The following is a 23,369-nucleotide window of genomic DNA, read 5'->3' as shown; positions in this document are numbered from 1 at the left end:
GGTTTACTCCGCTTTGGCGTCTGCTTTCGTCGCGTTGGCCTGATCAGGGCTACCCGGCTTCTGGACGTTGGTGGCTTCGCTGACCTTCACTTCTACGCCCGGGCGGACATATTGCAGCCCTTCGGTGATCAGGCGGTCACCCGGGTTCAGGCCTTCCTCGATCAGCCAGTCGCTGCCCAGGGTACGGTTGGCCTTGAGTTGGCGCAGCTCGACCTTGTTCTCCTGGTTGACCACCAGTGCGGTCGGTGCGCCTTTGAGGTCACGGGTCACGCCCTGTTGCGGGGCCAGGATGGCGTTGGCGTTGACCCCGGCTTTCAGTCGCGCATGCACGAACATACCAGGCAGCAGGGTGTGGTCGGGGTTGGGGAAGATCGCGCGCAAGGTAACCGAGCCAGTGGTTTCGTCGACCGAGACTTCGGAGAACTCCAGGCGGCCTTCCTGTTTGAACAGGCTGCCGTCTTCCAGCACCAATTGCACCGAGGCGGCGTTGTCGCCAGCCTTCTGCAGTTGGCCGCTTTCCAGGTCACGGCGCAGCTTGAGCAGCTCGGCGGTGGACTGGGTGACGTCGATGTAGATCGGGTCGAGTTGCTGGATGGTGGCCATGGCGTTGGTCTGGCCATTGCTCACCAGGGCACCCTCGGTGAACGAAGAACGACCGATACGGCCGCTGATCGGTGCCAGGACCTTGGTGTAGCGCAGGTCGATCTGTGCACTTTTCAACGAAGCCTCAGCCTGCAATCGTTTGGCATTGGCGTCGTCGTATTCCTGCTTGGAGACGGCCTGTTCGTCGATCAGCTGCTTGTAGCGCTCGGCCAGCGAGCGGGTAGCCTGCAGGTTGGCCTGGGCGTTGGCCAGGGTGGCTTCGTATACGGACGGGTCGATCTGGTAAAGCTGCTGGCCTTCCTTGACCTCACTGCCTTCCTTGAACAGGCGCTTGAGAATGATGCCATTGACCTGCGGGCGCACTTCGGCCACGCGGTAGGCACTGGTACGCCCCGGCAATTCCGAGGTCAGGGTGAAGGCTTGAGGCTGGATGGTCACGACGCCGACCTGAGGAGCCTGCGCCGCTGGCGCTGCTTCTTCTTTCTTACAGCCACTGAGCAGGGTTGCCAGGGCGACGGCGGAAACCAGAGCGGTAACGGCTGGCTTGAATTGCATGAGGATCCTCGGGTCGCTGGAGCAGGGAAACGCTCAAGAGTAGTGGAAGTGTCTTGATCTGGAAAAATTGCTATCGGGTGGATAAATAGCTTGCTAAGGAATATACTTACATTCATGGTTGTTTGTAAATACCGCTGAGTTGTACTTAGGTACCGCCACAGCCCTTGATTAGCTCATCCGTGAGGCTCCCCGCAGAGGTGCCCCCGGAGCGTTCCCCGTACGCGCTGCGCGTTCGGGCCAGATGAGGTTGTACTGCCATGGTCCGTCGAACCAAAGAGGAAGCCCAGGAAACCCGCGCCCAGATTATCGAGGCGGCGGAAAAGGCCTTCTACAAGCGCGGGGTTGCGCGAACCACCCTGGCCGACATCGCCGAACTGGCAGGTGTGACGCGGGGGGCTATCTACTGGCACTTCAACAACAAGGCCGAGCTGGTGCAGGCGTTGCTCGACAGCCTGCACGAGACCCATGACCATTTGGCGCGGGCGAGCGAAAGCGAGGACGAAGTCGACCCGCTTGGCTGCATGCGCAAGCTGCTGTTGCAGGTGTTCAACGAGCTGGTGCTCGATGCCCGAACCCGGCGTATCAATGAAATCCTGCATCACAAGTGCGAGTTCACCGATGACATGTGTGAAATTCGCCAGCAGCGCCAGGGTGCGGTGCTGGATTGCCACAAGGGCATCACCCTGGCGCTGGCCAATGCCGTGCGCCGGGGCCAGTTGCCTGGCGAGCTGGATGTCGAGCGCGCGGCGGTGGCCATGTTTGCCTATGTCGATGGCCTGATCGGGCGCTGGTTGTTGCTGCCAGACAGTGTCGATCTGTTGGGTGATGTCGAAAAATGGGTCGACACCGGGCTGGATATGCTGCGCTTGAGCCCGGCGCTGCGCAAATGACACTTTGTTAAGGATTGTGAGGGAGTGTTTCCCCTTTGTATTAAGCGGGGATTAAAGGCGGGGTCAGCGGGTGGCCCCGAACCCTCAGCGTCCACGCAGTTGCCGGTCGGGCAATGCCACTGCCGCTACAAGCCCGAGCACCGCAATCAGCGCACTCCCCATCAGCAAGTGCCGGAACGTCTCAAGCAGGCGCCCTTGTGTGACCAGGTCCACTTCACCTGCCTTCAGGCTCCCCAGTAAAGGGTTGCCCAACATGTCGAACCCGCCCTGGTGCAGCAGTGCCAGCAACAGGCTGGACATGCAAGCCACGCCCATGGCCCCGCCCAGCGAACGGAACAGGTTGGTGGTGCTGGTGGCCACGCCAATGTCCTTGCTGTCCACCGCGCTTTGCGTGCCTACCAGCGATGTCGGGAACTGCAACCCGCAGGCAATACCGGTCAGCAGCATGAACAATGCACTGAGCCACCCAGCTTGTGGCGGGGTCAACGCCATGGCGAAAATGGCCACTGGCATCAACAACGCACCGGCCAGAATTTGCGGCTTGTAGCGCCCGGTCCGGCTGGTCATGCGACCGCCGGTGAAGGCGCCCAAGGGCAGTCCCATGGCCAGTGGCAGCAGGTGTAGCGCGGCGCTGTCGGCGCCAGCACCCGTGATGCCCTGGTAGCGCAACGGCATGAGCATCGTCAGGGAAATCGACTGGAAGCTGGCGAAAAAGATCACCCCCCAGCACAGCACCGCCACCCGATTGCTGAACAGGCCCAAGGGCAATAGCGGCTCCGGGCAGCGGCGCTCATGAGCGATGAACAGCGCCAGGCCCAGTACGGCGCAGGCGAACAGCGCCAGTACGGCAGGATCGGTCCAGACGTGGCCCTGACCGACCAAGGTGATGCCCAGTAACAAGCTGCCCAGGCCGAGGATCAGCAGCACGGCGCCGAGGTAATCCACCTGGGCCTCGCGGCGCTGCGCCGGCATGCCGCCGAGGGCACGGCGGATCGCCCACAAGGCAACCAGCCCCAGCGGCAGGTTGATCCAGAACACCCAGCGCCACGACAGATACTCGGTCAGCCAGCCACCCAGCACCGGCCCGGCGACGCTGGCCACTGCGTACATGCTGCTGAAGTAGCCCTGGTAGCGACCACGCTCACGCGGTGGCACGAAATCGCCGATGATGGCTTGGCTGACCGAGACCATACCGCCTGCGCCAATGCCTTGCAGCACGCGGGCCAGCACCAGTTGCTGCATGTCCTGGGCCATGGCGCAGGCGATCGAGGCCAGGGTGAACAGGCTGATGCCGGTCAAAATCATCCGCCGCCGACCGTACAGGTCGCCCAGTTTGCCGTAGATCGGCACGGCCACAGTCATGGCCACCATGTAGCCGGAAATGACCCAGGCCAGCAGGCCGACATCGTTGAACTGGGCCGAGATCGCAGGCAGCGAGACGGCAACGATGGTCTGGTCCAGTGCACCGAGGAAGATCGCCAGCATCAGGGCGGTGAGCACGTTGCGCAGGGTAGTGGGGGGCAGGGCGGCGGTCACGGGAATACCTTGTTTGTCTGTGGCGGCCTCTTCGCGGGCACGTCGGATTGTAACCTGAGTTAGGTAGCTTCCTATGTACTATCTGCATCCCCTATGCCGAATCGGCATTGGCGCATTCATCCAGTGCAGCATGGCTGCGTGATATCGTTGGTATGCCACAGGGGCTGAAATCCGCGGCTTGCACCAGCTTGGTGCAACAATATGCCGCAGCTTTTCCAGGCGTCTGTCTCCCACACCTTTTATTCCTCTGCCTGCATGTCGAGCATGACCGCCCAGATGGCGACGGTTGGAACAGGTCAGGTAGACCCGATTACAGGGGTCGGTAGTTACCGTTCAAATTTCAACTTATTGCGGAGTGATCATGCCCAAGGCTTCCCATCAAGATCTGCGTTTTGCCTTCCGCGAGCTGCTCGCTTCAGGTTCCTGCTACCACACCGCCTCGGTGTTCGACCCGATGTCGGCGCGCATTGCCGCAGACCTGGGCTTCGAGGTCGGCATCCTCGGTGGCTCGGTCGCTTCGTTGCAGGTTCTGGCGGCGCCGGACTTTGCCCTCATTACCCTCAGCGAGTTCGTCGAGCAGGCCACACGGATTGGCCGGGTAGCACAACTGCCCGTGCTGGCTGACGCTGACCATGGCTATGGCAACGCACTGAACGTGATGCGCACGGTAATCGAGCTGGAGCGCGCCGGCGTGGCTGCGCTGACCATCGAAGACACCTTGCTGCCCGCCCAGTTCGGGCGCAAGTCCACCGACCTGATCCCGGTCGAAGAGGGCGTTGGCAAGATCCGTGCGGCGCTGGAGGCGCGGGTCGATTCGTCGCTGTCGATCATTGCTCGCACCAATGCGGGCGTGCTTACCACCGAAGAAATCATCGTGCGCACGCAGAGCTACCAGAAGGCCGGTGCCGATGGCATCTGCATGGTGGGCGTGAAGGACTTCGAGCAGCTTGAGCAAATTGCCGAGCACCTGACGGTACCGCTGATGCTGGTCACCTATGGCAACCCGAGCCTGCGCGATGACGCGCGCCTGGCGCGCTTGGGCGTGCGCATCGTAGTCGATGGTCACGCGGCCTACTTTGCCGCGATCAAGGCCACCTACGATTGCCTGCGCTTGCAGCGCGGCCAGCAGAACAAGTCGGAAAACCTCAGCGCTACCGAACTCTCGCACACCTACACCCAGCCCGAGGATTACATCCGCTGGGCCAAGGAATACATGAGCGTGGAAGAGTGACCGGCGGCGCGCCGTCAACTCAACGGACGGCGCTCAAGGTTGCGGTGTGAGGCACGCAATGTGCCTGCTCGCAGCTGTTGGCGGCACTGGGCTGGCTCCGTAGCAGCTCGGCGCGCCAACAGGCTGAGCCGTACAGCCCTGCGACAGCAGTCAGGGCCATGACAAGGGCGACTCTTCTTGATTTGATGCCCATGGTACTCACCTCCTGTTACAGCGACAGGTGATACCTTTAATCGTAGGCGATTTCTCACGTTACATCAGAGATCCCGGTCCCACTCGGGTTCGTCCTTGAACCGCTGCACCAGAAAATCCAGCATGCTGCGCAAAGTCGCCGGCATGTGCTTGCGTGACGTGTACACCGCATTCAGGTTCAGTTCACGCGGCTTTGCCTCGGGCAGCAAGCGCACCAGTTCGCCCCGGCGCAGGGCATCGGCGGCCTGGTAGGTCGGCAGCATGGCGATACCCGCGCCAGCCAGCGCGGCCTTCTGCAGTGTCATCGCCTCGTTGGCACTGATGTTCCCCGTCACCGGCACGGCGATCGGTTGGCCGCCCACCTCGAAGTGCCACAGGCTATGGCCGAAATAGGCATGGGTCAGGCAGTTATGCCGGCTCAGTTCTTCGACCCGCTGCGGGGTGCCGTGCGCGTTCAGGTAGGCCGGCGCCGCGCACACCGCCGAGCGGCACACGCTCAGGCGCCGGGCGATCAGGTTGGGGTCCAGGTCGTTGCTGGTGCGAATGGCAAGGTCGATGCGCTCGTCCACCAGGTTGACGGTGCGATCGAGCATCTGCAGTTCCACCTTCACCCCAGGATAGCGCCGCACATAGGCCGCCACTGCATCCACCAATTGCGCCTGGCCGAATGAGGTACTGACGCTGATCCGCAGCGCACCCTTTGGCGCTTCATCCGGCTGTTGCACTGCCGCTTGCAGGTCCCCGGCCAGTTCCAGCAGTTGCCGGCAGCGGGGCAGGGTTTCCTGGCCCGCGGCGGTGAGGCTGAGCTTGCGCGTAGTGCGCTGCATCAGGCGCGCGCCCATCCAGTCTTCAAGCTCTGCCAGGTAGCGCGAGACCACCGGCCGTGAAAGCTGCAGATGATCCGCCGCTGCCGACTGGCTGCCCAGGTCGACGACGGTGACGAAAACGCGCATGGCGTTGAGACGGTCCATGATTTGCCCGATTTCAGAAACAAACTATAGTTGAGCATCGCATTTTTTGTGACGGATCGGGCAACTAAGCTGTTGGGCATCGTTCTTCGGAAGGCTTGCCAATGTCCCTGTTCACTCCCTTGCGTGGCCTGCTGCTGGCCTGCGTTACCCTGGCCGGCCCGGCGCTGGCCGCCGAACCCTTGAAGCTGGAAGTTTACAACCCCGGGCACGAGGCGATTTTCCCGGTCAGCTCGGTGATTGTCAGTGGCGAGCACGACGCCGTGCTGGTCGATGCCCAGTTCGGCAAGGCTCAGGCCCAGCAACTGGTGCAGCGGCTGCAAGCTGGCGGCAAGCACCTGACCACCATCTACATCAGCCATGGTGACCCGGACTACTACTTTGGCCTGAACACCCTGACCCAGGCGTTCCCCGACGCCAAGGTGCTGGCCTCGGCAGCGACCGTTGCCCACATCCGCCAGACCATGGATGCCAAGCTGGCGTACTGGGGGCCGCAGATGGGCGCGGACAAGCCGGCGCGGCTGGTGCTGCCGCAGGTACTTGAAGGCAACCACCTGACCTTGGAAGGGCAGGCCCTCGAGGTGGTTGGCCTGGACGGCCCACAACCAGATCGCAGCTTTGTGTGGATCCCGTCGATCAAGGCGGTGGTCGGGGGCGTGGTGGTGTCCGAGCACATTCATGTGTGGATGGCCGATACCCAGACGGCCCAGTCGCATGCCGACTGGCTCGGCACTCTGGCCCACATCGAAGCGCTGGCGCCGCGTACGGTCATCCCGGGCCATTACCTGGGGGATAGTAGCCGCTCGCTGGAGGCTGTGCGTTTCACGGCGAATTACATTCGTGACTTCGATGCCGAAGCGGCCAAGGCAAAAGACGCTGGCGCGCTGATCGAGGCCATGAAGCAACGTTACCCGGGCCTGGCCGATGAAAGCTCGCTGGAGCTGGGGGCCAAGGTCGCCAAGGGCGAAATGAAGTGGTAATTCCGTTCAACTGATGGAGAGTTTCCCATGAGCAAGATCGCAATCATCGGTGCCACTGGCCGCGCTGGCAGCCAGTTGCTGGAAGAAGCCCTGCGCCGTGGCCACAGTGTGTTGGCCATCGCCCGTGACCCTTCGAAACTGCAGGGCCGGGAAGGGGTCACCGTCAAGGCGCTGGATGCCAAGGACAGCGCGGCTCTGCAAGCCGCGGTCGCGGGCGTGGACGCCGTACTGAGCGCGGCGCATTTCTCGACCATCGAGCCGCACGCAATCATCGAACCGGTCAAGCGGGCCGGGGTCAAGCGCCTACTGGTGGTGGGTGGTGCAGGTAGCCTGTTGCTGCCGTCGGGGCACCGGGTGATCGACAGCCCGGATTTCCCGGAAGCCTACAAGGCCGAGGCTACTGCCGGGGTGCGCTTTCTGGAGACGCTGCAACGCGAGCCGAACCTGGACTGGACCTTCCTGTCACCGTCGGCGGAGTTTGTCGAAGGTGAGCGCAGCGGGCGGTACACGCTGGGCAAGGACCATCTGCTGATTGGTGCAGACGGCAAAAGCTGGATCACCTTTGCCGACTTTGCGATTGCTTTGATCGATGAGCTGGAAAAGCCGGCGCATTCGCGGCAGCGCTTCACGGTCGGGTACTAAGTCGCCCGCGAAGAGGCCCTCACTGACTTGCCTGGTGCTCCAGCCAATCCAGCAACGCCACCAACCCCGGCGGCAAGCTTTTGGCCTGGCTCGCCAGGTAATACGCCTTACCGGTCACCACCTTGAGCGTAAACGGCATGCACAGCCGCCCCCCGCGCAAGTCATCACCAATCAGCGACCAGTCGCCGATCGCCACCCCCGTTCCCTGCGAGGCCATGGCCATCGCCATGTCCAGCGTCTCGAAGTGCTGCTTCGGCCCATGCGTAGCCAACATCACCCCAGCCGCCCGCAACCACAGCTGCCAGTCATGTTCATCCCGCGACGGGTGCAGCAACATGTGCCGCGCCAGGTCTTCCACCTGCTGCAACGGTACCGGCCCTTCGCGCAGCGAGGGCGCACACACGGGTGTAAGTTGCTCATCGAACAGCTTGCGCACATGCAGCCCAGGGTTCGGCGCATCGCCATAGACCACCGCCGCATCAAAGCCCTCGCGCCGAAAATCCACTCCGTGTTGTACCGTGGTGGTCAGCTCCACCGGCACGTCCGGTCGCAGTGCCTGCCATTCCATCAGGCGCGGCAGCAGCCAGCGCATCACGCAGGTGGGGGCCTTGAGCTGCAACGTTGTGCTGCGTCCCCCTACTTCACGCACGCTTTGCTCAATCAGCGCGAACACTTGCTGCACGCGTGGCAGCCAGTCCTGGCCTTCACGGGTCAGGCTGAGCCCGCGGGCCTGGCGCTGGAACAGGGCATAACCCAGGTGCTCTTCGAGGGCTGCAATCTGGCGGCTGACGGCGCCTTGGGTGATGTGCAACTGTTGCCCGGCCCGGGTGAAATTGCAGTGCTGGGCGGTGACCAGAAAGGTGTGCAAGGCGGGCAGGGGGGGGAGTCGTTTCATTGCGCTGAGCCATGATTACAGGACATGGCTAGTATGTGTTTTTTTGCATTGTGGCGATAGCCGTCGCTTGGGTCCAATAAGGGCACACTCCAACAAGATTCATGGTGAAACCCGATGGCAACCTGCGGCGAAGTACTGGTCAATCTCCTTGAAGGCTATGGCGTTGACCATGTCTTCGGCATTCCTGGTGTACATACCGTGGAGCTCTACCGTGGCCTGGCGGGCTCGTCCATTCGCCACATCACCCCGCGCCATGAGCAGGGTGCCGGGTTCATGGCTGACGGCTATGCGCGCACGCGTGGCAAACCCGGGGTCTGCTTCATCATCACCGGCCCGGGCATGACCAACATCACCACGGCGATGGGCCAGGCCTATGCCGACTCGATCCCGATGTTGGTGATTTCCAGCGTACAGTCGCGTGACCAACTGGGCGGTGGCCGTGGCAAGCTGCACGAGCTGCCCAACCAGGCAGCGCTGGTGGCGGGTGTGGCGGCGTTTTCCCACACCTTGATGAGTGCCGCCGACCTGCCGCAGGTGCTGGCCCGGGCATTCGCCGTGTTCGACAGCGCCCGGCCACGCCCGGTGCATATCGAAATCCCGCTGGACGTGCTGGTCGAACCGGCCGACTTCCTGCTGCCGGGGCGTCCGGTGCGTGGCAGCCGGGCAGGGGCAGCGCCGCAGGCCGTGGCACAGATGGCCGAGCGCCTTGCAGGTGCAAAGCGGCCGTTGATCCTGGCAGGCGGCGGCGCGTTGGCAGCCGGTGCTGCGTTGGCACGCCTGGCCGAGCACCTTCAGGCCCCGGTGGCTCTGACCATCAACGCCAAGGGTTTGTTGCCGGCCAGCCATCCGTTGCAGATCGGTTCGACCCAGTCGCTGCCCGCTACACGGGCGCTGGTGGCTGAGGCCGACGTGGTGCTGGCGATCGGCACCGAACTGGCCGAAACCGATTATGACGTGACCTTCAAGGGTGGTTTCGAAATCCCGGGCAGCCTGCTGCGCATCGACATCGACCCGGACCAGACCGTGCGCAATTACTTGCCCGAGCTTGCGTTGGTGGCCGATGCCGAGCTGGCCGCCGAAGCATTGCTCGGTGCCTTGCAGGCCCAGCCGCAACCCGTGCGCGAAAGCACCTGGGGTGTGGCCCGCGTTGCCAGCCTGCGCCAGGCACTGGCGGCAGGTTGGGACCAGCCAACGCTCAGCCAGACGCGTTTGCTGAGCGCGATCCTTGAGCGACTGCCCAATGCCGTTCTGGTGGGCGACTCGACCCAGCCGGTCTACACCGGCAACCTGACATTGGACATGGACCAGCCACGTCGTTGGTTCAATGCCTCGACCGGCTACGGCACCTTGGGTTATGCGCTGCCAGCGGCCATGGGCGCCTGGTTGGGGAGCGCGGAGCAAATCGGCCAGCGTGCGCCTGCGGTGTGCCTGATTGGTGACGGCGGTTTGCAGTTCACCCTGCCGGAGCTGGCCAGTGCGGTGGAGGCGCAGGTGCCGCTGATCGTGCTGCTGTGGAACAACCAAGGGTACGAAGAGATCAAGAAGTACATGGTCAACCGGGCGATCGAGCCGGTCGGGGTGGATATCCATACCCCGGACTTCATCGGCGTGGCGCGGGCGTTGGGCGCGGCGGCGGAGCAGGTGGCAGATGTGGCGCAGTTGCAGGTGGCACTGGGGCAGGCGATGGAGCGCAAGGGGCCGACCTTGATTCAGGTTGACCAGAATCAGTGGCAAGAAACAGTGCTGGATTGATGCAGTGCTTCAACTGTGCCGGATTCAGCCAGCAGTGGCCCGTAACCTGGCCACATCCCGAATCGGCGGCGCACCATACAATCGGCTGTACTCCCGGCTGAACTGCGACGGGCTTTCATACCCCACCCGATAGGCGGCCACCGCCGCTTCAAGCCCGTCATTGAGCATCAACCGCCGCGCCTCTTGCAGGCGCAGTTGCTTCTGGTACTGCAACGGGCTCATGGAGGTCAAGGCCTTGAAACGGTGGTGCAAGGTCGAGGTGCTCAGGTTTACCTCACGGGCCAGGTCCTCGATACGCAAGGGCAACTGGAAGTTCTGGTTCAGCCAGGTAATGGCCTGGCAAACCCGGTGTGTCTGGCTGTTGGCCAAGGCGATTTCGTACAACCGATAACCCTGTGGCCCGCGCAGCAGCCGGTAGAGAATCTCCCGGCGAAACAGTGGCGCCAGCATCGCGATATCGCGCGGGGTGTCCAGCAGGCGGATCAGCCGCAGCAGGGCGTCGAGCAGCGCTGCGTCGGTCTTGTCCACATACAGGCCGCGGCCGGAAGGCCGGTTAGGCACCAGCATCGGCCCGCTTTCGGCAATCAGCTGGCTGATCTCTGCCGGGTCCAGGTCCATGCGCAACCCCAGGCTGGGGTGCTCGGGGCTGGCGTCGAGCTTCACACCACTTAGCGGCAAGGTTACCGAAACGACCATGTAGTGCAGCGGGTCGTAGGCGTACTGCTCGTCACCGAGGAACAGGCTTTTGCTGCCCTGGGCCAGGATGCACAGCGCGGGTTGTGCCAGGGTCGGTACCGAGCGTACGTTCTCGGTGTAGCGCACCAGGTACAAGTCATCAATAGCCGACGCCGGGCCGTGGGGCTCGCCGGCATGTCGGCGGATCAGCTCCGCAAGCTCCTGGCGCTGCATTTCCAAGGTCGGATCGGTGGTTGTGGCGGTGGTCATGATGGCTTTCCTCTACTGACCGACGCAGCATAGGTTTGGGCAATGGCGGGCGCTAGTCGAAAGCTGCACGTCGATTGCCTGATCCTGCCGTGCTGCAGGATCAGGCAATCGGCGTGCAGTAATGGCCTAACGCGCCGCGCGGGTGAGCCCCTAACCTTGGCAGCCTGGCTTTTCTGTCCGCCTGCTTCAAGGAGATTGTGCAATGACCTTAAAACAACCGGTCACCCACCTTGCTTTCATCCGTGCCAGCAGCGGGCGCTCGGCGGAGCTGGGCGCGCGCCTGCGTGACCTGCTCGAACCCTCGCTGCGTGCGCCAGGTTGCCTGAGTTTCACGGTGCAGCGTTCCCAGGCCGATGCCGACCTGTGGTTGCTCAGCGGTAGCTGGCAGGATCAGCAGGCGATGAGTGGCTATTTTGCTTCTCCGACGTTGCAGGTGTTTGGCGAGCTGGTGCAGGCGCGGGTGGTCAGCAGCCTGGACCTGCATACCTTCGATTGAAGGTGGATGAGGTAAAGTGACACCCTTGTTCAACCAAGCGGATAGCAACATGGCACGTAGGGAATTCACTCATTTCGAAGCGGTATCGGCGATGGTGCCGGTGGACGGTGGCGGCTATAGCGCTGCCATTGCGGTCAAGGCCTTGGGCATGGGCGGTGCACCGCGCTTTCACAAGGTGCTCGACGGGCAGGTGTTCAAGGGCGCCGTGGCCGCCGACGAAGCGGCTACGGCCGAGCTGCAACGCCTGCAAGGCGTCAGCGAAGAGGGCGAGCTGATCTGGTGATCAGGCCGGTGGGCGGGCCATCTTGAACAGGTTACCCAGCTCGAAGTAGTCCGCCGGGCCACCACCACGCAGGATCGGTTCGGCGGCAGCGGTGTCGTAGATGCCGTTTTTCAGCAGATGCTCTGCAATGTGCACGGCCACCACTTCCCCAAGGATCAGCCAGCTGGGTACCAGCTCCTGGTCGGCCCGCTTGAGCTGGACGATCTGGCTGACCTTGCACTCGAAGGCCACTGGCGTTTCACCCACACGCGGCACGTTGACGATGCTCGACGGTGTGGCAGTGAGTCCACTCAATTCAAATTCGTTTACCTCGGCAGCCACTGGCGCGCAGCTTTGGTTCATCTGCTCGGCCAGCGAGCGGCTGGCCAGGTTCCAGACAAATTCGCCGGTCTGCTCGATGTTGTTCAGGCTGTCTTTGCGCCCGACGCTGCAGAAACCAATGATCGGCGGGATGTAGTTGAAGGCGTTGAAGAAGCTGTAGGGCGCCAGGTTAAGGCGGCCTTCACGATCTTGCGAGGAGATCCAGCCGATAGGGCGGGGGCCGACGATGGCATTGAACGGGTCGTGTGGCAGGCCGTGGCCTTTGGCAGGTTCGTAGTAGTACATCTGTGCTGGGCTTGCGGGCCCACCTCCTGGGTTGCGAGGTGCCTAGTGTGCCAAGCCTGTGCCCGTCTGCAAATGATCAAGCCCGGCCAAAGCCGGGCTGGGTGCACGCATCAGGGATCAGCTGATGCGGTGGGCATTGGTGCGGTCGAATCCGTCTTCGGCGAAGCGTTGACCACCCGTGCGGTCGAAGCCGTCTTCGGCGAAGCGTTGGCCACCAGTACGGTCGAAGCCGTCTTCGGCGAAGCGTTGGCCACCCGTGCGGTCGAAGCCGTCTTCGGCGAAGCGTTGGCCACCCGTGCGGTCGAAGCCATCTTCAGCGTAGGTCGCAGACTGGCTTTGCACCGCTGCAAAGGTGTGGGCGCTGGTACGGTCGAAGCCATCTTCGGCGAAGGCGCCGGCGGCGAAAACCGAGAGGGCCAGGGTGAGGATCAGTTTGTTTTTCATGGTCGTTGCTCCAGGGGTTCGAGAGGTTGTTTGTTTCTATGGGTTCAATCTTACGCCGATAAAATTGATTAAAAAGCGCAAAAAATAGCGCTAATAAATCGAATTAATCGATGTAATTGTGTACGCTTCGCGTGAATCAGGCAGCGGAGTGAATCAGGCGCCGCAAGCCCTCGCGTCGTTGTTCTGTCAGCCATTGCAGCTTGAAAGGCGGGAATTAATGGGGCGTTAAGAACGAAATATCTTGTTTCAAAGATCTATCAACGCTTTTTTCATACATCACCAACCGATTTTTCAAACGCTGATCAGCACCATCGCCGCACCTCAAACTGGAGCGGCACAACAATGAACAAACTTCCGCAAATCACATTGGCCTTCTGGGTCATGAAGATCTGCGCTACCACCCTTGGCGAAACGGCAGGCGACTTGCTGTCGATGACGCTGAACGTCGGCTATGCAGTCAGCTCGCTGCTGCTGATCAGCGTGTTCCTGCTGACCTTGCTCGGCCAGCTTTACTCGCGTCGCTACCACCCGATGCTGTATTGGCTGGTGATCCTCTCCACCAGTACCGCCGGTACCACCATGTCCGATTTCATGGACCGCACCCTGGGCCTGGGTTACGCCACAGGGTCGGCCCTGCTCATCGGCATCCTGCTGCTGACCTTCCTGGTCTGGCGCCTGAGCGGCAACCCGCTGGATGTCACCCGCATCAAGAACCGCACGGGCGAGCTGTTCTATTGGGTGGCGATCCTGTTTTCCAACACGCTCGGCACCGCCCTGGGCGATTACCTGGCCGATGATTCGGGGCTCGGTTTTGCTGGCGGCGCGTTGCTCATCGGCAGCGCCATTGCACTGGTAGTGGTGGCTCGCTACTGGACGCGCATCCCTGGCGTGGTGTTGTTCTGGGTGGCATTTGTACTCACCCGCCCGTTTGGCGCCACCTTGGGCGACTTCCTCACCAAACCTCATGAAAAGGGCGGCCTGGACTTCGGCACAATCGGTTCGTCGGCAGTGCTGGGCGGGGTACTGCTGGTACTGGTGCTGATGGCCAGCTGGTACCAGCGCCGTGAGCCGCGTCAGGCGTTGGAGATGTCCTGAACCAGGTTCAAGGGGGCTGATGAGCCGAACAGGACTTCTAATCGACTCATCAAAGACTTTTGCAGGCAACAAAAAAGGGCGCCCCGAAAACAGGGCGCCCTTCCTGATTACAGCGAACTTACAATCACTCAGTAGTAATCCGCGAGTGTTGCTTGGTGTCCTTCATGGTCGCGTAAACCAGCAGCGAACAGGCGATACAACCGGTGACGTACCAGTAGAAGCCGCTCTCCATGCCCGCGCTCTTGAACCACAGCGCCACATACTCGGCGGTACCGCCGAAGATCGACACGGTCAGGGCGTACGGCAGGCCCACGCCCAGGGCGCGGATTTCCGTCGGGAACAGCTCGGCCTTGACCACGGCGTTGATCGAGGTGTAGCCGCTGACGATGATCAGCGCCGCCATGATCAGGAAGAACGCGCCCCACCAGGTCTGGATGGTGTGCAAGGTGCTGAGGATTGGTACGGTGAACAGGGTGCCGAGCACACCGAAGGCGATCAGGATAGGGCGCCGGCCGATCTTGTCGGACAGGCCACCGATCACCGGCTGCAGGCACATGAACAGGAACAGTGTGGCGGCCGAGATGGTGGTCGAGTCACTGATGCTCATGCCAACGGTGTTGACCAGGTACTTCTGCATATAGGTGGTGTATGTGTAGAAGGCCAGGGTGCCGCCCATGGTCAGGCCGACCACGGTCATCAGCTCCTTGGGATGGCGCATCAAGGTGCGCATCAGGCTTTCCTTGGCTTTTTCCTTCTTGGTGAACGAGGCGGTTTCTTCCATGCCGCGACGCAGATACAGCGCCACTACGGCGCAGAGCGCTCCGATCACGAACGGTACGCGCCAGCCCCAGGCGTACAGCTGCTCGGTGGTCAGCGTCTGTTGCAGGACGATCAGTACCGCCAGGGCGATCAGCTGGCCGGAAATCAGGGTCACATACTGGAAGCTGGAGAAGAAACCACGGCGGTCCTTGCTTGCCATCTCACTGAGGTAAGTAGCCGAGGTGCCGTACTCCCCCCCCACAGACAGGCCTTGCAGCAGGCGTGCGATGACCAGCAGGATCGGCGCGGCGACGCCGATGGTTTCATAGCCCGGGGTCAAGGCGATGACCAAGGAGCCTGCGCACATCAGCAGTACCGAGGCCATGAGTGCGGCCTTGCGGCCTTTGCGGTCGGCGTACAGGCCCATCAGCCAGCCACCGATCGGGCGCATGAGGAAGCCCACGGCAAAGATCGCGGCGGTATTGAGCAATTGGGCGGTGGAGTCACCGGCCGGGAAGAAGGCCTTGGCGAAGTACAGCGAGAATGCGGCGTAGACGTACCAGTCGTACCATTCGACCATGTTGCCGATGGACCCGCTGAAAATCGACTTCAGGCGGCTGGCGGTGGTTTTTTCAGCGGCGGGCGCAGTGGCCGCCCCAGCGGGCAGGGAGGTGGCGTTATCCATCAGGGATACCTTCTCGTTGTTTTTGTGGAGCGCGCCGTGGCGCAGCTTGCCAAGGCAATTGCAGAAGGTGTGCCAAATGGGTGCGGGGTGATTCATTTGGGGGCATTGCGAGTTTCTTGAGCCCTGTAATAGCAGGCTTTGCGCGGCCCTTGTAGGAGCGGCCTTGTGTCGCGATGGGCTGCAAAGCAGCCCCAACATCTCACAGGAATAAGCGGAACCCCGCCCATCTCCAACCATCCATAAGCGGAAATCCGCTCATTCCCGCTCGATGAACGCCTCGCGCGCCAACCCATGCCGCTGCATCTTTTCATTAAGCGTACGCCGCGGTAGCTGCAAGGCCTCCATCACCGCCTTGATCTCGCCCCCATGCTGGCGCAACGCTACGCGCAGGCATTGCGCCTCGAACGCTTCCATCTGCTCACTCAACGACTGCCCGGCAGGTGCCACCTCAATGTTCGGAGAACCCAGCCCCAACGCATGCCGTTCTGCTGCGTTGGCCAGCTCACGCACATTGCCTGGCCAGTCGTGCGAAAGCAGCTGCGCCAGTTGTGCCCCGGACAACGGCGGGGCGGTACGCCCAAGCTTTTCGCCTGCTGCACGGGCAAAGTGTTCGAACAGTAGCGGAATGTCCTCACGCCGCTCACGCAACGGCGTCAGGCGCAATTCGGCCACGTTCAGGCGGTAGGCGAGGTCTTCGCGAAAGCGCCCAGCCCGGGCTTCTTCGAGCAAGTCGGGCTTGGTTGCGGCAATGATGCGCAAGTCTACATTGATGCTTTGGTTAGCCCCCAAACGCTCCAGCTTCTGCTCCTGGATCACGCGTAGCAGCTTGGCCTGCTGCGCCAGTGGCATGCTCTCGATCTCGTCGAGGAACACCGTGCCACCGTTGGCGTACTCAAGCTTGCCGATGCGCTTGCCCTGGGCGCCGGTGAAGGCGCCGCTCTCGTGACCGAACAGCTCGGCTTCGAACAGCGACTCAGGGATCGCGGCGCAGTTGAGGGCGACAAAAGGTTTGCCGGCGCGCGGGCCAAAATCGTGCAGGCAACGGGCAACCCGTTCCTTGCCGCTGCCGGTTTCACCACGGATCAGCACGTTGACTGGCAAGCTGGCCAGGTCCAGCACCTGCCGGCGCAGTTGCTGCAGGCCCTGGGACATACCCAGCAGCGTGCCTTCCAGACGTGACTTGAGGTCGGCCTGTTCGTGCAGCCGACGGTTTTCAAGGACTAGCTGGCGCTTCTCCAGGGCCCGGCGCAGGCTGCCCAGCAAGTGTTGCGGAGTGAACGGTTTCTCCAGGAAGTCATAGGCCCCGTTGCGCATGGCTTCTACTGCCATGGGCACATCACCGTGGCCGGTCAGCAGAATCACGGGCAGGTCGGGGTCGTCCGCCTGCAGACGTTCGAGCAATTGCAGGCCATCCATGCCTGGCATGCGCACATCGCTGATGATCACCCCAGGGAAATGCCGTGGCAGGTCTGCCAGGCACGCCTCCGCGCGGGAAAACAACTGCACACTGAAGCCGGACAGGCTCAGCCATTGCTCGACTGCAGTGCGGATACTGGCTTCATCATCGACGACGATTACTGAATTCAACATACAGGCTCCAGGTCACGCGGCAGGGTAAGGCTCAGGCGTGCGCCGCCAGGCACGTTTTCGGCCTGCAGTTGGCCACCAGCCTCGTGGACGATACCAAAGGAAATGGCCAGGCCCAGGCCCAGGCCTTCACCTACCGGCTTGGTGGTGAAGAACGGGTCGAAGACCTTGACCAAGTCGGCCTCGGCAATGCCGCCGCCGGAATCCAGCACGCTCAGGCGCCACAGTTCGCCGTCAGGTTCGATGCGGACTTCCAGGCGTTTGTAGCGTTTGTCGGCCATGGCGTCGAGGGCATTGCGTAACAGGTTGATCAGCACCTGTTCGAGGCGGATGGCATCGCCGCGTACCCAGGCCGGACGTGCGAGGTACAGGGCCACTTCCACTTCTTCGCTGCGAATGCGGGTTTCCAGCAGGTGCAAGGCCTGGTCGACCACCGTGGCCAGGTCTAGGCGCTCGCGCAGGCCGACCGGGCTGTTGCGGGCAAAGGTTTTCAGGTGGCTGGTGAGTGCGGCCATGCGCGTGAGCATTTGCTCAAGCGGCTCCAACGCCTGGCGTGCTTCGTCATGCCGGCCATGGTCAAGCAGCAGGCGCAGGGTTTCCAGCTGCATGCGCTGGGTGGTCAAGGGTTGGTTGATTTCGTGGGCCATGGCTGCCGACATCTGCCCAAGTGCGGCCAGTTTGGCCGATTGCACCAGGCCCTCTTGGGCCGTGCGCAGCTCGCGGGTGCGCGCTTCGACCTGGCGCTTCAGCTCCTGCCGGCTGCGTTGGCGCAGGCGAGCCAGGCGCAGGCGCTGGCTGACGAACAGGGCGGCGAACACCAGGCTCAGCCACACGGCTGCGGCGCCCAGCGCGGCATTGCGGCCATCGGCGGCCACCTGCGGCTTGCGCAACAGGTGCAAGGTCCAGTTTTCACCTTCCAGCGGCAGGCTTTCCCACAGGTACTCGGCACTGCCCTGGGGGCTTTGCACGCGGCTAAGGGTGCTGTACTCGGCAAAACGGGTCAGTACCTGGTGCTGCAGCGGGACCAGCGGCTGCTTGTCGTACTGGCGGGTTTCAGCCAGCTCGGCACGGTCGGCGCCACTGAGCGGCTGCAGCTCGCGGTAGCGCCAGCCGTCCTGGTTGGCGATGAAGGTGATGCCACGGGCATCGCTGACCAGCAGGATATCGCTGCCCTGGCGCCATTCGCGTTCAAGCTCGGGGAATTCCAGCTTGACCACCATGGCACCGAGGAAGCGGCCATGCTCGTCATTTACCGCGCTGGCGAGGAAGTAGCCCGGCACGCCACTGGTTACGCCCACGGCGTAGAAGCGGCCACTGCCCTGGCTGCGGGTTTGCTTGAAGTAGGGGCGGAAACCGTAGTTGGAGCCGACGTAGCTACTGGGCAGACGCCAGTTACTGGCGGCAATGGCCAGGCCGGTGCGGTCGAGCAGCTCCAGGGTGGAAGAGTTGGCGGCGCCATTGATGCGCTCCAGCTTGCGGTTCAGGGCGTCCTGTACCTGTTCACTGACCGGGCCGCGCAGGGCAGCGATCAGTTCCGGGTCCAATGCCAGCACGGCGGGCAGGGCGCGGTAGCGGTCGATCAGGGTGTGCAGGGCATTGGCGTACAGGCCCAGTTGCTGGCTGGCACGCTGGGCGTCGTCCTCCATGGACTGGCGCTTGGCCTGGTGCATGGCCCAGCCGGCACTGAGCGCGGTGCCCAGCAGGATGAGCAGGGTGATCAGCCCCAGACGCAGGGCGCGAAAGGAAAAGGGCATTGGGGCGTATCCGGTGAAGGGATATCGGGGCTGGCCCCTTCGCGGTTAAACCCGCGAAGAGGCCGGTACAGGCGGCCTGCTTCAGTTACAGCAGTTCAAAGCTCTGCTGTTGCACTGTCTGGGAATCCAGCCCTACCTGGACATTGAACTCCCCTGGTTCGGCAACCCGCTGCAGCTGGCCATTGTAGAACTTCAGGTCTTCTTCGCTGATGCGGAAGGTCAAGGTCCGCGACTCGCCCGGCTTGAGCATCAACTTCTGGAAGTTCTTCAGCTCCTTGACCGGCCGGCTCATCGACGCCGACACATCCTGAAGGTACAACTGCACCACCGTCTCGCCTGCTACTTTTCCGGTGTTCTTCACCGTCACCTTTGCCTCCAGCGTGTCACCGCGCTTGAGGTCTTTGCTCGACAGCTTCACGCCCGACAGCTCGAAGCTGCTGTAGCTCAGGCCATAGCCGAACGGGTACAGCGGGCCGTTGGGTTCTTCGAAGTACTGCGAGGTGTAGTTGCCCGGCTTGCCCGGCGTGAACGGCCGGCCTATGCGGGTGTGGTTGTAGTACATCGGGATCTGTCCGACCGATCGTGGGAAGGTGATCGCCAGCTTGCCGGACGGGTTGTAGTCACCGAACAGCACGTCGGCGATGGCGTTGCCGCCCTCGGTACCGGCGAACCAGGTTTCGAGGATGGCGTCGGCCTGTTCGCGCTCCCAGCTGATCGACAGCGGTCGGCCGTTCATCAGCACCAGCACCAGCGGTTTGCCGGTAGCCTTCAGGGCCTTGATCAGTTCACGCTGGCTGGCAGGAATTTCCAGGGTGGTGCGGCTGGACGACTCGTGGGACATACCGCGCGATTCGCCGACTACGGCCACGACCACGTCGGACTGCTTCGCCGCCTTGACGGCTTCGTCGATCAGCACCGCAGGCGGGCGCGGGTCGTCGACGATTTCCGGGGCATCGAAGTTGAGGAAGTTCAGGTAATCGAACATCGCCTTGTCGCCAGTGACGTTGGATCCTTTGGCGTAGACCAGCTTGGCTTTGCCTTCTACGGCACGGCGCAAGCCTTCACGCACCGTCACCGAGTGCACGGGTTTGCCGTCGGCGGCCCAGCTGCCCATCATGTCGATCGGTGCATCGGCCAGCGGGCCGACCAGGGCGATGGTGCCGGCTTTCTTCAGCGGCAGGGTCTGGTTGTGGTTTTCCAGCAGTACCAGGCTGCGGCGGGCCACATCACGCGCGGCTTCGCGGTGCAGGCGGTCGTTGCCGTAGTAGTCTTTCAGGTCGGTTTCGGCCTTGCCGATGCGCACATAGGGGTCCTTGAACAGGCCCATGTCGTACTTGGCGCCAAGCACTTCGCGCACGGCCTGGTTCAGCTCGCCCTCGGTCACTTCGCCGGACTTCAGCAGGCCTGGCAGCTCTTCGCCGTACAGGGTGTCGTTCATGCTCATGTCGATGCCGGCCTTGATCGCCAGCTTGGCGGCTTCGCGACCGTCGCGGGCAACGCCGTGGCGGATCAGCTCCTGGATGGCACCATGGTCGCTGATGGTCACGCCCTTGAAGCCCCACTCCTTGCGCAGCAGGTCGTTCATCAGCCAGGTGTTGGAGGTGGCCGGCACGCCGTTGATCGAGTTCAGCGCCACCATCACCCCGCCAGCACCGGCGTCGAGGGCGGCGCGGTAAGGTGGCAGGTAGTCGTTGTACATTTTCGGCAGGCTCATATCGACTGTGTTGTAGTCGCGCCCGCCTTCCACGGCGCCATAGAGGGCGAAGTGCTTGACGATAGCCATGATGCTGTCGGGGTTGGCCGGGCTGCTGCCCTGGAACGAGCGCACCATCACCTGGCCGATTTTCGAGGTCAGGTAGGTGTCTTCGCCAAAGCCTTCACTGGTGCGGCCCCAGCGTGGGTCGCGGGCAATATCGACCATGGGCGCGAAGGTCATGTCCAGCGCGTCGGCCGAGGCTTCGATAGCGGCGGTGCGGCCGACCTTGGCCACGGCGTCCATGTCCCAGGTGGCGGCCATGCCCAGGCCGATCGGGAAGATGGTGCGTTCGCCGTGGACGGTATCATAGGCGAAGAACATCGGGATTTTCAGGCGGCTGCGCATGGCCGCGTCCTGCATCGGCCGGTTTTCGGGCGCGGTGCGCGAGTTGAACGTGCCACCGATACGGCCAGCGGCGATTTCCTCGCGGATCTTTTCGTGGGGCATTTCCGGGCCGATGCTGATCAGGCGCAGCTGGCCGATTTTTTCGGCCTCGGTCATCTGGCTGATCAGATGGTCGATGAACGCCTGCTTGTCCTGCAAGGGCGGAGCGGTGGGGGCGGCGAGGGCCGCCTGACTGGCAAGGCCCATGGCCAGGCCCAGCAAAGACAATTTCATCATCAATTCCGTTGTGGGGCCTCTGCCGTATCCAGGGTGATACGCGCGCGGCCGAAGTTTTCAGGCGGCTATTGTTGTACGATTCGCAGGCTTACTTTCCAGCAGCGGATTATGCCTGAATATGTCGCCTGCGGATGAAGCCCCGAATGCCGGGACAACAACTATAAGAACGCTCAAGAGACCGACGGCATGACCCCCTTCGACGCATACCATCAACGGCAGATTGCCGAAGCCATTGCCCGTGCCGAACGGCGCACCGATGCCGAACTGGTGACGGTGCTGGCCCGCCGCGCCGACGATTACGCCTATTGGCCGTTGTTCTGGGCCGCCGTGCTGGCGCTGGCGGTGCCGGGCCTGTTGCATTGGCTGCTGGGTTGGCCCGGGGTGCGTGGTTTGCTGGTGGCCAATGTGTTGCTGTTCGTCGGCTTGTGCCTGCTGCTGCGCAACCCGCGCCTGGCCGGTTGGCTGATACCTCGTGCCTTGCGTCGCTGGCGTGCCTCACGGCTGGCCCGGCAGCAGTTTCGCGAGCAGAACTTGCAGCGCACGGCAGGCGCCACGGGCGTGCTGATTTTTGTCAGCGAGGCGGAACGGCATGTGGAGATCTTGGTCGACCGGGGTATCGAGCATTGTCTGAACGCTGAAGCCCGCGCTGCCATCGTTGCCCGTTTTGCCGAAAAGGTGCGTCAGGGCCAGACCCTGCAGGGCTTTGTTGAGTGTATTGATGCCTGCGGTGAGCTGCTTAGCCTGCATGTGCCGCCTACCCATGCCCGCAACGAATTGCCCAACCGGTTGGTGATTCTCGATTGAGTCGGAAGCCGACACCATAGGGTGTAGAATGCGTTTCCCGCTATCCGAGGCACCGTTCTTCCATGTCCGCCAGTACTTCCGCCCCCTCCGCGCCGGATGCGCGCGCCCAGTTTCTCGACCTGCTGAACGCCGCCCTGCACGGCGATACCTTGGTCAAACTGGTGCTGGCGCGCCATGTCGGTGCCGACCAGACCTTGCAGCGGATCATTGCCAAGCCGCTGCTGGTCAAGGGCCAGCCCTGCCTGTCGCTGGTCTACCGCCACCAGACCCGCGACATTACCCGCAACCTGCCGCTGGACCAGGCGCAGGCACTGGTCGCCGAATTGTTGCCGGACGGTTTCCGCAATGCCCACCTGTTCGATGCAGATGGCGAAGTGCAATTGACCTTCAGCAAGAAGGGCAAGCCGATGCTGCAGCGTCACGGCGCACAGGCACCGCGTGAGGTCACTGCGAGCAGCGGCCATGACCGCGAGAAGAAGCGCTACCTGGAACTGTCGCGTCCGTTTTTGCGTGACCTGGGCGTAACCGATGCACAAGGCGCGTTGATTCCGTCGATGTCGCGCAAGTGGAAGCAGATCAACAAGTTCATTGAAGTCTTCGACCACGCCCTGGCCAGTGCGCCGGTGCCTGCGGAGCAGGCATTGCGAGTGGCTGACTTCGGCTCGGGCAAGGGCTACCTGACCTTCGCCATGCATGACTACCTGAGCAACAGCCTGGGCCGCGAGGCACAGGTCACCGGTGTAGAACTGCGCCAGGACATGGTCGACCTGTGCAACACCGCTGCCGCACGCCTGGAACATTCAGGCCTGGAATTCCAGTGTGGTGACGTACGCAGCGTGGTGCCCGAGGCCATCGAAGTGATGATCGCCCTGCATGCGTGCGATATCGCCACCGACTACGCCATTCACACGGGCATTCGCTGCAACGCCGCGATCATCATGTGCTCGCCGTGCTGCCACAAGCAGATCCGCCCGCAGCTGCACAGCCCGGGGTTGCTGCAACCCATGCTGCAATACGGCCTGCACCTGGGCCAGCAGGCCGAAATGCTGACCGACAGCCTGCGCGCGCTGTACCTGGAAGCCTGCGGATACGAGACCAAGGTGTTCGAGTTCATCTCGCTGGAGCACACCAACAAGAACAAGATGATTCTTGCGGTGAAGCGGCGACAGCCCGTGGCTAACGGCGAGTTGCTGGAGAAGATTGGCCAGCTCAAGGCGTTTTATGGGGTGCAGGAGCATTGCCTGGAGACGTTGTTGCGGGCGGATGGCTTGCTTTGAAAGCAACCACTGG

At 62.6% G+C, this 23,369-nt stretch carries 21 protein-coding genes; 10 read left to right on the top strand and 11 right to left on the bottom strand.

The annotated features are described in order from the left end of the window. Positions 1 to 3 precede the first annotated feature (3 nt). Entirely contained in the window at positions 4 to 1,158 is a 1,155-nt protein-coding gene (ttgA, locus tag QQL85_RS15410) for a toluene efflux RND transporter periplasmic adaptor subunit TtgA (protein ID WP_284354372.1), read from the bottom strand. Between the two features lie 257 nt (positions 1,159 to 1,415). Between ttgA and ttgR the strand changes: the two genes are divergently transcribed. Next, on the top strand, positions 1,416 to 2,048 hold the full coding sequence (gene ttgR / locus QQL85_RS15405; RefSeq protein ID WP_021785779.1) for an efflux transport transcriptional regulator TtgR: 633 nt from the start codon (positions 1,416 to 1,418) through the stop codon (positions 2,046 to 2,048). An 84-nt stretch (positions 2,049 to 2,132) separates the two neighbouring features. Here ttgR and QQL85_RS15400 read toward each other — a convergent pair whose 3' ends face one another. Beyond that, positions 2,133 to 3,584 carry an MDR family MFS transporter gene (locus tag QQL85_RS15400; RefSeq protein WP_284354371.1) on the bottom strand — a complete coding sequence of 484 codons (1,452 nt, stop codon included), beginning with the start codon at positions 3,582 to 3,584 and terminating at the stop codon, positions 2,133 to 2,135. A 361-nt stretch (positions 3,585 to 3,945) separates the two neighbouring features. On the opposite strand from QQL85_RS15400, the gene QQL85_RS15395 reads away from it, so the two are divergent. After that, positions 3,946 to 4,815 carry an isocitrate lyase/PEP mutase family protein gene (locus tag QQL85_RS15395; RefSeq protein WP_284354370.1) on the top strand — a complete coding sequence of 290 codons (870 nt, stop codon included), beginning with the start codon at positions 3,946 to 3,948 and terminating at the stop codon, positions 4,813 to 4,815. Between the two features lie 257 nt (positions 4,816 to 5,072). On the opposite strand, the gene QQL85_RS15390 is transcribed toward QQL85_RS15395, so the two are convergent. After that, positions 5,073 to 5,978 carry a LysR family transcriptional regulator gene (locus QQL85_RS15390; RefSeq protein ID WP_284354369.1) on the bottom strand — a complete coding sequence of 302 codons (906 nt, stop codon included), beginning with the start codon at positions 5,976 to 5,978 and terminating at the stop codon, positions 5,073 to 5,075. A 101-nt stretch (positions 5,979 to 6,079) separates the two neighbouring features. Between QQL85_RS15390 and QQL85_RS15385 the strand changes: the two genes are divergently transcribed. Together QQL85_RS15385 and QQL85_RS15380 are read left to right on the top strand one after the other, a co-directional pair. Further along, a complete protein-coding gene (locus QQL85_RS15385) occupies positions 6,080 to 6,955 on the top strand; it encodes an MBL fold metallo-hydrolase (protein ID WP_284354368.1) in 876 nt (291 codons plus the stop codon). 27 nt (positions 6,956 to 6,982) lie between these two features. Further along, positions 6,983 to 7,597, top strand: a complete 615-nt coding sequence (locus QQL85_RS15380; protein ID WP_284354367.1) for an NAD(P)-dependent oxidoreductase — start codon at positions 6,983 to 6,985, stop codon at positions 7,595 to 7,597. 19 nt (positions 7,598 to 7,616) lie between these two features. Here the strand turns inward: QQL85_RS15380 and QQL85_RS15375 are convergent, their stop codons facing one another. Then, positions 7,617 to 8,492, bottom strand: a complete 876-nt coding sequence (locus QQL85_RS15375) for a LysR substrate-binding domain-containing protein (RefSeq protein ID WP_284354366.1) — start codon at positions 8,490 to 8,492, stop codon at positions 7,617 to 7,619. A 114-nt stretch (positions 8,493 to 8,606) separates the two neighbouring features. Between QQL85_RS15375 and QQL85_RS15370 the strand changes: the two genes are divergently transcribed. Continuing rightward, positions 8,607 to 10,244 carry a 5-guanidino-2-oxopentanoate decarboxylase gene (locus QQL85_RS15370; protein ID WP_284354365.1) on the top strand — a complete coding sequence of 546 codons (1,638 nt, stop codon included), beginning with the start codon at positions 8,607 to 8,609 and terminating at the stop codon, positions 10,242 to 10,244. A 24-nt stretch (positions 10,245 to 10,268) separates the two neighbouring features. Here the strand turns inward: QQL85_RS15370 and QQL85_RS15365 are convergent, their stop codons facing one another. After that, positions 10,269 to 11,189 (bottom strand): AraC family transcriptional regulator, encoded by a 921-nt coding sequence (locus QQL85_RS15365; RefSeq protein WP_284354364.1) that lies wholly within the window; start codon positions 11,187 to 11,189, stop codon positions 10,269 to 10,271. A gap of 202 nt (positions 11,190 to 11,391) precedes the next feature. Here QQL85_RS15365 and QQL85_RS15360 point away from each other — a divergent pair, with 202 nt between their 5' ends. Together QQL85_RS15360 and QQL85_RS15355 are read left to right on the top strand one after the other, a co-directional pair. Continuing rightward, positions 11,392 to 11,685: a putative quinol monooxygenase gene (locus QQL85_RS15360; protein ID WP_056801990.1), complete on the top strand. Its 294-nt coding sequence runs from the start codon at positions 11,392 to 11,394 to the stop codon at positions 11,683 to 11,685. A gap of 16 nt (positions 11,686 to 11,701) precedes the next feature. Next, complete coding sequence (locus QQL85_RS15355) at positions 11,702 to 11,968, top strand: hypothetical protein (RefSeq protein WP_284354363.1); 267 nt, start codon at positions 11,702 to 11,704, stop codon at positions 11,966 to 11,968. On the opposite strand, the gene QQL85_RS15350 is transcribed toward QQL85_RS15355, so the two are convergent. Together QQL85_RS15350 and QQL85_RS15345 are read right to left on the bottom strand one after the other, a co-directional pair. After that, on the bottom strand, positions 11,969 to 12,574 hold the full coding sequence (locus tag QQL85_RS15350; RefSeq protein ID WP_284354362.1) for a flavin reductase family protein: 606 nt from the start codon (positions 12,572 to 12,574) through the stop codon (positions 11,969 to 11,971). A gap of 117 nt (positions 12,575 to 12,691) precedes the next feature. Then, on the bottom strand, positions 12,692 to 13,018 hold the full coding sequence (locus QQL85_RS15345) for a hypothetical protein (protein ID WP_284354361.1): 327 nt from the start codon (positions 13,016 to 13,018) through the stop codon (positions 12,692 to 12,694). A 342-nt stretch (positions 13,019 to 13,360) separates the two neighbouring features. On the opposite strand from QQL85_RS15345, the gene QQL85_RS15340 reads away from it, so the two are divergent. Next, entirely contained in the window at positions 13,361 to 14,113 is a 753-nt protein-coding gene (locus QQL85_RS15340) for a COG4705 family protein (protein WP_284354360.1), read from the top strand. A 124-nt stretch (positions 14,114 to 14,237) separates the two neighbouring features. On the opposite strand, the gene QQL85_RS15335 is transcribed toward QQL85_RS15340, so the two are convergent. From QQL85_RS15335 to bglX, 4 genes are all read right to left on the bottom strand, one after another. Beyond that, positions 14,238 to 15,557, bottom strand: coding sequence for an MFS transporter (locus QQL85_RS15335; RefSeq protein WP_284354359.1), 1,320 nt, complete (start codon positions 15,555 to 15,557; stop codon positions 14,238 to 14,240). Positions 15,558 to 15,812: 255 nt separating this feature from the next. Beyond that, positions 15,813 to 17,147, bottom strand: coding sequence for a sigma-54-dependent transcriptional regulator (locus QQL85_RS15330; protein ID WP_284354358.1), 1,335 nt, complete (start codon positions 17,145 to 17,147; stop codon positions 15,813 to 15,815). Continuing rightward, positions 17,141 to 18,898, bottom strand: coding sequence for a sensor histidine kinase (locus QQL85_RS15325; protein ID WP_284354357.1), 1,758 nt, complete (start codon positions 18,896 to 18,898; stop codon positions 17,141 to 17,143). The genes QQL85_RS15330 and QQL85_RS15325 overlap by 7 nt, the downstream gene beginning before the upstream one ends. A gap of 85 nt (positions 18,899 to 18,983) precedes the next feature. Next, on the bottom strand, positions 18,984 to 21,275 hold the full coding sequence (gene bglX / locus QQL85_RS15320; protein ID WP_284354356.1) for a beta-glucosidase BglX: 2,292 nt from the start codon (positions 21,273 to 21,275) through the stop codon (positions 18,984 to 18,986). Between the two features lie 186 nt (positions 21,276 to 21,461). On the opposite strand from bglX, the gene QQL85_RS15315 reads away from it, so the two are divergent. Continuing rightward, positions 21,462 to 22,079: a TPM domain-containing protein gene (locus QQL85_RS15315; RefSeq protein WP_284354355.1), complete on the top strand. Its 618-nt coding sequence runs from the start codon at positions 21,462 to 21,464 to the stop codon at positions 22,077 to 22,079. A 62-nt stretch (positions 22,080 to 22,141) separates the two neighbouring features. Next, positions 22,142 to 23,356: a class I SAM-dependent methyltransferase gene (locus QQL85_RS15310; RefSeq protein ID WP_284354354.1), complete on the top strand. Its 1,215-nt coding sequence runs from the start codon at positions 22,142 to 22,144 to the stop codon at positions 23,354 to 23,356. Positions 23,357 to 23,369 lie beyond the last annotated feature (13 nt).

Origin of the sequence: Pseudomonas putida (assembly GCF_030159595.1) — a bacterium.
GTDB classification, from domain to species: Bacteria; Pseudomonadota; Gammaproteobacteria; order Pseudomonadales; family Pseudomonadaceae; genus Aquipseudomonas; species Aquipseudomonas putida_AC.
Note: the sequence above shows the minus strand (reverse complement) of the source record. Positions and strands in the feature narration are given on the sequence as shown.